This is a genomic window from Psychrobacter sp. 1U2, assembly GCF_051847575.1.
The window spans coordinates 47,356-56,050 of the sequence record NZ_JBPYDC010000021.1 but is presented as its reverse complement, the minus strand read 5'-3'; the positions used below and the strand labels follow the sequence as shown (position 1 = coordinate 56,050).

Sequence of the window (8,695 nt, the reverse complement as noted above, 5' to 3'; positions counted from 1 at the left end):
CGGATGAGTCGTTTGCTGCTAATATCTATTTAGCAGCGACGATTATCCATTTACGGTAATTGTCAACACACCCTAGTTCAACTGCAAAGAGCCCTTCGCATTCATCAGCAGCTCAACCACTTCATCGCCACTAATCTTAGTGAAGCGTTTATCGATAGCAGAATCTTCAATACCGTTATGCTCCATACACCCGCCGCACACTAAGACATTGCCACCTTTTTCTACAAAAGCTTCTAGCAACTCTTTAGCGGGTTTAAACGGTGCGCCAATATCGACATTATCCAAGGCGTTCGGTACGCCTAAATGTACCGCATCGACCATTAGAATGACGGATGCAGAGTGACCTTGTTCAAGTGCTTTGCCTGCCATAGTAAACGCTAGGGTGATTTTGCTAGGGTTAGATTCAGCATTGTCGAATAGCGTACCGACAAAATCAGTGCAATGATCTATAGTATTAGCCATATTGTTCTCCTTATAGACTGTAGTTCGTTGAGTATGATACTCATACTTATCCTAACATTTATTATACTAATTTATATAATGTATTGTTATAGAAGAGTAGCTATAAGTTAAAGAGTAATGACAAGTAGCGGAGTTTATAAGCGGAACCTTCTAGCCCATCGGCGGCCATCGATGCGTCTTATCGCTCTCTATCCAGTCTTGAATCCATGGCTCAGTGGGGGTATCCCAAGCTTTTTCACCTAGCACTTTTAATACTTTGGCGGTTTCAATCACTTTGCCGCCAGCCGTCACACCCGTGCGTAGTAGCACCGAGGAGCAAGGCTTACCTTTCACCCACATTGAGTGTTCAAGATATAGCCAGCGCTCATCCATACCGACGAGCTGCGTCTTTATCGTGACTTTATCAAACAGCCGAATACGCTTACGATACTGAATCGTGCTGCCTGCCACCACCATACCCCAACGCTGCTTGAGTAGTTGCTTGGCAAGACCGGTACGAATGATAAAATCAGTACGACCGATATCATAAACGGTTAATACTCGGCCATTATTCATCTCAAACATTGGATCGATATCGGTGATGCTACAGCGCACCGTGACTTCGCTGACTTGATCAAGCTCTAAAGGTTGGCCTTTTTTATTAGCGACAACAGCATCAACGACAGACTTAGTGTAACGCAAGTAAGGATACATAATATAATCTCAAAAGTTTAGAGGGCAGGCCGGTTGCGCAGTTATTTTGGTTTGATATAGTCGATCCACTATAAAAGAAATACAGTGCTACTGGGATGAATTTTGTGCAGCATCGAAGGAACGCAGCACGCAAGGAAAATTTATACCAGTAGCACGTTACAATGCCTGTACTCTTTTTATTCAGGATTCACTATAGTAGCGTCCACACCGATAGAGTTAAAATAAGCACTGACGGTTTCGGGTAGCCAATTGATATCGAATCTGGATTTTTTATCACGGCCTTGCGCTTGTTTGCTATCTGAGCGATAGCGAATATAACCAACGTGCCCGCCATGCTTGGTATCGATAATAGTAACGCAATCAGAGACATCGTTAGCGGTCGCGGTAAAGCCCAAAAAAGGATCGTCTTCAGCGCTAATCAGTAATAAGGGCTTGGTGACATTACGCAAGTAAGGCAGAGCTGAGGCGCTATGATAGTAGTCATTATTAGAGCGATAGCCATGCCTTGGTGCGGTAAAGATATCGTCAAAGTCGCTGATACGATTGACCGCTTTGATAGAGTCGATCTCCTCTTTACTGATGTCATTGGCAAGCGCTTTTTTGATAATCGGATTGAGTAAATAAGGCGTATAAATCCGATGACTCAAAAAACCATGCATACTGAGCGCCGCTGACGACATATCAACAGGTGCGGAGATGACGGCCGCGCCTTTACAAAGCGCTTGATTGCCATATTCGCCCATGTATTTGGCTAAGGCATTACCGCCCAGTGAAACGCCAACCGCATACATATTGGCGTATTTTTCACTCAAGTTTTGTAGCATGTAATGCACCTCGCCAGTATCGCCCGCGTTATAGAACACCCGTCCGCTAGCGGGGATACCGCCGCAACTACGAAAGTGCGCAACCACGAAGTGCCAGCCTTGCGCGTGCATCTGATAAGCCAAGGCGCGCGCATAATGGCTATCGCTACTGCCTTCCATACCGTGAAACAACACGATTAATGGCGTTTGTTCCAATAAGCCATCTGCGTTTTCTGCTATAGGACGCGCATCATAAAAGTCGTAGGCAATATCGCTCTCGCCTAAAGAGTCTTTGCGCACCACTCGTCTATATTCAGGCGCTTTTGGTGCAAAAAACTTCGGCAAGATGCTTTGCAAATGCGGATTATTCAGCCAAAAGGGTGTCTTAAATTCGTTATAATTAAAAGTCGTCATAGGAGAGTTTCTAATAGATAAGGTAAAAGAATTAGTTTCACGTGAAACATAGTAATGTTTTATAACTTTAAATCGTTTAAGTGAATTTTTAAAATCTATGCAAGAGTATTTATCGATTAATCATCATACTAAGCGATGGCAGACGTTCCAATAGCTTTTAGTGAACGGTTGAGTGAACAGATGATTACTGTATTATTCAACCGAGCTAAGTTTGCTGCTCTCAAATTTGCTAATCTGTGGATTCTATCACCCTACCTGCCATTGCTAGCTCAGTTTTTAGCGTATCAGTATCCGCCTCAGCGATAGTGATGCTCAAGGTGACTTGCTTGCCGTAAGTGACATTATCAATGCTGCCGCCTATACTCTCAACCACATAACGACATTGCGCTTCAGTAGCGAAGTCAGCTAGTATCTGTACTTGCGTCGTAGGCACAAAGGGCAGCAATATCATCTCATCGACAGCCGCTTGCGCGGAGCCTGCATAAGCGCGAGTGAGACCGCCTGCGCCAAGCTTGATACCGCCAAAGTAGCGCACCACGATAATGATAATATTACCAATAGCTTTATGCTGCAGGACGTTTAGTATCGGTCGACCCGCTGTACCGTTAGGCTCGCCATCATCATCGAAACCGGCGCTAGTGGTATTATCAGGATCACCGATAATGTACGCCCAGCACCAATGGCGCGCATCAGGGTATTTAACTTTTAATTGTTCCACATGAAACATCGCTTGCTCACGTGAGCTCACAGGATAAGCATAAGCGATAAACTCAGACTTTTTAATCTCAAGCCGTGCAGTAACGGATCTTTTTAGGGTTTGATAGCTCATATTATATTGATGGTACACTTAGGTTTGGACGGGATATGTTAAACTGACACCACTATAACAAAACCCTATATTAGCAAAGGTAGTAAAAAGTATGCGTCTCGATAAATTTATCAGTAAAGCCACTGAGCTGTCGCGTAAAGAATCTAAAAAAATTCTGCACGCAAGCGAAGTTACCGTCAATGACGAAGTGGTCAAAGATCCAGGGCTACACGTCGATATTATTAATGATGAAGTGCTGTGGGCAGGCGAGCCACTATCTGTCGCTACTGGCAGCCGCTATATCTTATTGCATAAGCCTGAAGGCTTTGAGTGTACTTTAAAGGCCAAAGAATATCCTATCGTCACTGAATTGATTGCGGTGCCAGAGCTGGGTAGCTTGCGTATTGCAGGGCGTTTGGATGTCGATACCACAGGGGCGCTACTGATCAGCGATGACGGTGGCTGGCTGCACCGCGTCACTAGTCCTAAACACGAACATGCCAAAGTCTATGAGCTAACCTTAGCCGATCCGATGGATGAGGAAGAACAGACCAAAGCGATCAAAAAGGTGGGCGAAGGTATCTTACTAGATGGCGATTATGAGCCGACGAAACCTGCGACCTTAGAGTTTATCGATGAGACGCATGCGCGGCTAACGCTTGAGCAAGGCAAATACCATCAAGTCAAACGCATGATGGGATACTTCGGTAATAAAGTGGTCGAACTACATCGTGCCAGCATCGGTCATATTACCTTAGACGGGCTTGAGAAGGGCGATAGTCGCTTTTTGACGGCTGAGGAAGTCGAGAAGTTTTAGGCGAATTTATTTATAAATGTAGAATCGAATTTACAGTAGGGTGCGCCCCGCGCACCTGACATTTAAGTTAAGCTTTATAACTTGTTTTATCGGCCTTTTTGGTCTCTATTGCGCGTCCCTTAAGCTCAAGTAGCGCTTTTGCAAAAGTAACGAGCAAACCCTCCCTAAATTTAGCTGATGTGCTAAAGTCCTGATACCTCTTTACTCTACTTTTTTGAATAATGTTTTTGAACCAAATGATGATTTCCTTATCAATGGTTTATAAACTTTATTTGCTAGGATGATTACTGTGAAACTCCCTTTATTGAAACCTATCAGTTTTATTAGTGTTTTGCTGTTAGCAGCGACGGCTTGTGCGCAGCCTACCACTTCAATCGATGAAAATACTAAAATTACGCAAAGCACAGAGGCGGATAAAGTCAGTGCTGCCATTGATAGTCAACTACGTAAAGTATTAACCGACGTTGGTATTAAAGCGCAAATACTGTCTATCGAGACCTCCAACTTGCCTAATATGTATCAGGTCAATCTAGTCGGACAGCCGCCGCTACATATCACCGCTGATGGCAAATACGTCATCCAAGGCGAGCTACAAAAAAACCCAAGCCCAAAGGTGAGCAAACAAACCCCCAAGCGAGTCACTAGCGCGCAAGCGGGTGAGTACGTTAGTGCAGCGGTAAAATCATCACTACTAGACAATATGTCAGCACTGAAAAACATGAGCGCCAAGACGCCATTCTTTTATACCGCGGTACCGGGCGTGATTTGGGGCGCGACTTTAGAGGGCGTGCCGTTTTTACTATCAGATGATGCGCAATACATTACCGATGGTGAGATATCCGTTATCGAGAATGGTCAGTTCACGGGGCTTGATGAGACCTTTGAGGCGAATAAAAATAAGTCCGTTTTTGCCTCGTTAGATGAGTCACAGCTGATTACTTATCCGGCTACTACTACCGAGAGAGCGGTGATCTATGTCGCTACTGATGTCAATTGTCCGTATTGCCGAATGCTGCATAAGCAAATGGAGAGTCTCAATGCCAAAGGCGTCACCGTTAAGACTATCGGTTACCCTATCTATGAGCAGTCACCTAAGCAGATGCGCGGGATCTGGTGTCAAGCTGATGACAGCAGTCGCCGTAATGCTTTGGACAAGGCGATGCTACAAGGGCAAATGACCCCAGCGCCCGCTAGCTGTAATACTGATTATGTTACCCCCAATCGTGAAAGGGCGGCGGGACTTGCGGTGATAGCCACGCCAGCGATTTATCGTGAGGATGGCGTCTTGTATCAGGCGAGCTTTGAGAGCCCTGAATTCTTAGAGTTTTTGGGCGTAAATTAATTATTTGCTCTTAAGTGGCTTTGAATATTTGAACAGCTATAATCTAAAGCGCGCTATAAATCATCGACTTATAGCGCGCTTTTTTGTGCTAAACAGTTTTAAGACTTAGATAGCTTTATCTTTTTAAGGTAAAACCACATCGACGATTTTCCAATCAATCAAACCCTGACGTTTCATCTCAATGGTCAGTGGATAGCCTTTGACTTGACCGCTAATAGTAAAGCAGTTGATACCGCAGTAGCTCAGGGTAGGCTTATCACTATCAGCGCCTTGCGTCGCTTGTTGCTCAAGCTCGCTGGCTTGTTTTTGCATGACCAGCTGTATTTGGTTTTTGACCACCGCATTGATATCACCGCGCTGAATGATTAAGTCTTGAATGAGGTTTTTGAGATCGACTTGATTACTAGCAATAGCCCAAGCAGCGGCTAGCTCTTTGGTAGCGTTATTGGCCTGACCTTGAGTATCAATGAGGGTTTCGATATTGTCAGGGGTGATGGCCCCTTCCACCGCTTGACTGATAAAGTTATCAGCAGCCTGCTCTAAGGGCGCGCCGCCAAGCTCAGCGACCAGCGGATACTTGGTCATCGTCAGAGCAAATTTATCCGTCAGCTGCGTATAAATGCTAGGGCGTACTTGCTCGTAGTCGATGGCGGCGGCGATAGTCGCGCCATCTTTAGCATCATAAGCGTTCTTTAATTGATAAGCGCTATAGTAGGGCGAGCCTGCATAGACCACGACTGCCATAACTACGAGTAATAAAATAAAGGCCGTCAATTTTTTCATAAATAAAGCTCTCTTACACCGAGTATCAAGTAGTAATGCCCGCTTATAGGGCGCTAAATACTAGCACGACTTTAGCGCTTCATGTTATGGAAAACTAAAGAATAATCAAGCTAAGGTGGTATTAGGGCGATTATTTGAAAAATAAAACTGAGCAGATAATAATTTCATAATCGTTAAGCTTGATAAATCAGCGAGTCATCTCCATTAACAGGCCAAACTTTTATATCTTTATACCTTTATTTGATTTGGTTATAACAGTAGGTTGCTGATTTTACTGATACGATACAATACGATGTTAATTTAGCGTTTCACATGAAACACTTCCTAGGATTAATGAGTAGTAGGCGTATGATGATTAGTAGACATGACTGTGATGACGATAGGAGAGCTCATGAGTAAGCGCGATTTTTATGAAGTATTAGGGGTCAGTAAAACGGCTGATAGTAAAGAGGTAAAAAGAGCCTACCGTAAGCTGGCGATGAAATACCATCCCGATCGTAACTCTGATGATCCCGATGCGGAAGAAAAATTCAAAGAAGCGTCAATGGCTTATGAAGTGCTTAGCGACGAAGATAAGCGCTCAGCCTATGACCGTATGGGCCATGCTGCCTTTGAGAATGGTATGGGCGGCGGTGGCGGCTTCGGCGGCGGCGGGAACTTCCAAGACATCTTTGGCGATATCTTTGGTAACTTCGGTGATATCTTTGGGCAAGCACGTGGCGGCGGCAGTCGTACGCGTCGCGGCTCCGATCTTCGTTATGTCATCGAGCTGACTTTAGAAGAAGCGGTACGCGGCTGCCAAAAAGAGATCAGCTTCACCGCGCCTGCGCCTTGTGATACTTGTGATGGTAAAGGCGCCAAAGACGCCTCCGATATCGTCACTTGTCAGACTTGTCACGGACAAGGTCAAGTACGTATGCAGCAAGGCTTCTTTGCGGTGCAGCAAGCGTGTCCACAGTGCGGCGGCAGCGGTAAACAAATTAAAAATCCATGTCCTGACTGTCATGGTAATGGCGTGCAAGAGAAGTCTCGTACTCTTGAAGTCTCTATACCGGCGGGCGTCGATGATGGCGATCGCGTCCGTTTAGCGGGTGAAGGCGAAGCGGGCGGCGCTGGCGTGCAAAATGGCGACCTCTATGTCGAAGTACGCGTGAAACCGCATGAAGTCTTTACTCGTCAAGGCGCGGATCTCTATATGGATGTGCCAGTCAGCATCACCGATGCCGCTTTAGGTAAAGAAGTCGAGATTCCTACTTTAGATGGCAAAGTCAAAATCAAAGTTGCGGAAGGCACGCAAAGCGGTAAGCTATTACGGGTTCGCGGTAAAGGCGTTACGCCAGTACGTACCACCATGAAAGGCGATCTAATTTGCCGCGTCATTATCGAGACGCCAGTCAATCTAACCCGCGAACAAAAAGATCTGTTGCGTGAGTTCCAAGATACGCTAGATGGCGATAGCAAACATCAACAGTCACCGCACAAAAAGTCTTTCTTTAAAAAGATTGGCGAATTATTCGATTAGTCACTAAGTTTTTGAGCAGTTAGCTACTAGTAGGCCTAATAGTTTCACGTGAAACTGTTAGGCCTTTTTTATTGCTTAGAAGTTAGTACTTTATTAGTAGTTAGAAAAATAATTCATGCTATGATAATTGGAATAGTGAGCGCCAAACGTGCATTGCTAACCCATAAATCATAAATATAGACCATAAAGTTTTAGGATAAAAGTATGAGTAAGCCACAAGCAGAAAAGATGATAAATATCGGAGTTATCGGTGCCGGCGGACGTATGGGTCGCATGCTGATCGAGGCGGTACAATATAACCTGCAAACGACTCTCAGCGCCGCTATCGAACGTGAGGGTTCCAGTCTCATTGGTGCAGATGCCGGTGAAGTCGCGGCGATCGAGCGCTTAAATATCAAAATCGTCGACGATTTAGTCGCTGTTATTGATGATATCGATGTACTCATTGACTTTAGCTTGCCCGATGCCACTGAGCAAAATATGCAGACTTGCGCGGAGCATAAAGTCGCTATGGTCATCGGTACGACGGGCTTCAATGAGCAGCAAGAGCAAGTACTGACTGAAGCTAGCAAGCACATTCCCATCGTTTATGCGGGTAACTATTCGACGGGCGTTAATCTATCGCTCAAGCTACTGAATATGGCAGCCAAAGCTTTTGGTAACGAGGCTGATGTGGAAGTGATTGAGGCGCACCATAAGCATAAAATAGATGCGCCATCAGGTACCGCTTATATGATGGCAGAAGCCGTCGCTGAAGCACGCGGGCAGAATCTGAAAGAGGTTGCGGTATATGGCCGTGAAGGGCAAACAGGCGCACGCAAACAAGGAGAAATCGGCATTCACGCGATACGCGGCGGCGAGATTATTGGCGATCATACGGTGATGTTTATCGCTGATGGCGAAGTGGTCGAGATTACTCATAGAGCACGTGCGCGCATGACTTTTGCCGCAGGTGCGGTTCGTGCCACTACTTGGGTCATTGAGCAAAAAGCAGGGCAGTATAATATGCAGGATGTGTTGGGATTAAATGAGTAGGGCTAAGTCGTTAAGG

9 protein-coding genes are annotated in these 8,695 nt (G+C 45.4%); 4 read left to right on the top strand and 5 right to left on the bottom strand.

Features of this window, described 5'->3' with window-relative positions:
* Positions 1-72: 72 nt before the first annotated feature.
* From ACS8FD_RS10480 to ACS8FD_RS10465, 4 genes are all read right to left on the bottom strand, one after another.
* Positions 73-462, bottom strand: a complete 390-nt coding sequence (locus ACS8FD_RS10480; protein ID WP_439275787.1) for a DsrE family protein — start codon at positions 460-462, stop codon at positions 73-75.
* Positions 463-612: 150 nt separating this feature from the next.
* The gene (locus ACS8FD_RS10475) at positions 613-1,155 is read right to left on the bottom strand and encodes an acyl-CoA thioesterase (RefSeq protein ID WP_439275786.1); all 543 of its coding nucleotides are present in this window, start codon (positions 1,153-1,155) and stop codon (positions 613-615) included.
* A 176-nt stretch (positions 1,156-1,331) separates the two neighbouring features.
* Positions 1,332-2,372, bottom strand: coding sequence for a YheT family hydrolase (locus ACS8FD_RS10470; RefSeq protein WP_439275785.1), 1,041 nt, complete (start codon positions 2,370-2,372; stop codon positions 1,332-1,334).
* A gap of 229 nt (positions 2,373-2,601) precedes the next feature.
* Positions 2,602-3,201: a YigZ family protein gene (locus ACS8FD_RS10465; RefSeq protein ID WP_439275784.1), complete on the bottom strand. Its 600-nt coding sequence runs from the start codon at positions 3,199-3,201 to the stop codon at positions 2,602-2,604.
* Positions 3,202-3,292: 91 nt separating this feature from the next.
* Between ACS8FD_RS10465 and ACS8FD_RS10460 the strand changes: the two genes are divergently transcribed.
* Both ACS8FD_RS10460 and ACS8FD_RS10455 read left to right on the top strand, forming a co-directional pair.
* Complete coding sequence (locus ACS8FD_RS10460; protein ID WP_439275783.1) at positions 3,293-3,997, top strand: pseudouridine synthase; 705 nt, start codon at positions 3,293-3,295, stop codon at positions 3,995-3,997.
* Between the two features lie 280 nt (positions 3,998-4,277).
* Positions 4,278-5,339: a thioredoxin fold domain-containing protein gene (locus ACS8FD_RS10455; RefSeq protein WP_439275782.1), complete on the top strand. Its 1,062-nt coding sequence runs from the start codon at positions 4,278-4,280 to the stop codon at positions 5,337-5,339.
* Between the two features lie 123 nt (positions 5,340-5,462).
* Here the strand turns inward: ACS8FD_RS10455 and ACS8FD_RS10450 are convergent, their stop codons facing one another.
* Positions 5,463-6,122 carry a DUF2939 domain-containing protein gene (locus ACS8FD_RS10450; RefSeq protein ID WP_439275781.1) on the bottom strand — a complete coding sequence of 220 codons (660 nt, stop codon included), beginning with the start codon at positions 6,120-6,122 and terminating at the stop codon, positions 5,463-5,465.
* Between the two features lie 391 nt (positions 6,123-6,513).
* Between ACS8FD_RS10450 and dnaJ the strand changes: the two genes are divergently transcribed.
* Both dnaJ and dapB read left to right on the top strand, forming a co-directional pair.
* Entirely contained in the window at positions 6,514-7,644 is a 1,131-nt protein-coding gene (gene dnaJ / locus ACS8FD_RS10445; protein WP_439275780.1) for a molecular chaperone DnaJ, read from the top strand.
* Positions 7,645-7,848: 204 nt separating this feature from the next.
* Positions 7,849-8,679, top strand: coding sequence for a 4-hydroxy-tetrahydrodipicolinate reductase (gene dapB, locus ACS8FD_RS10440; RefSeq protein WP_439275779.1), 831 nt, complete (start codon positions 7,849-7,851; stop codon positions 8,677-8,679).
* Positions 8,680-8,695: the final 16 nt, after the last annotated feature.

What these genes read in the sequence shown, in the direction of transcription:
- ACS8FD_RS10455 (WP_439275782.1), top strand. Translation starts at nt 4,278, where the DNA reads ATGATTACTGTGAAACTCCCTTTATTGAAACCTATCAGTTTTATTAGT.
- dnaJ (WP_439275780.1), top strand. Translation starts at nt 6,514, where the DNA reads ATGAGTAAGCGCGATTTTTATGAAGTATTAGGGGTCAGTAAAACGGCT.
- ACS8FD_RS10480 (WP_439275787.1), bottom strand. Translation starts at nt 462, where the DNA reads ATGGCTAATACTATAGATCATTGCACTGATTTTGTCGGTACGCTATTC.
- ACS8FD_RS10465 (WP_439275784.1), bottom strand. Translation starts at nt 3,201, where the DNA reads ATGAGCTATCAAACCCTAAAAAGATCCGTTACTGCACGGCTTGAGATT.
- ACS8FD_RS10470 (WP_439275785.1), bottom strand. Translation starts at nt 2,372, where the DNA reads ATGACGACTTTTAATTATAACGAATTTAAGACACCCTTTTGGCTGAAT.
- dapB (WP_439275779.1), top strand. Translation starts at nt 7,849, where the DNA reads ATGAGTAAGCCACAAGCAGAAAAGATGATAAATATCGGAGTTATCGGT.
- ACS8FD_RS10460 (WP_439275783.1), top strand. Translation starts at nt 3,293, where the DNA reads ATGCGTCTCGATAAATTTATCAGTAAAGCCACTGAGCTGTCGCGTAAA.
- ACS8FD_RS10475 (WP_439275786.1), bottom strand. Translation starts at nt 1,155, where the DNA reads ATGTATCCTTACTTGCGTTACACTAAGTCTGTCGTTGATGCTGTTGTC.
- ACS8FD_RS10450 (WP_439275781.1), bottom strand. Translation starts at nt 6,122, where the DNA reads ATGAAAAAATTGACGGCCTTTATTTTATTACTCGTAGTTATGGCAGTC.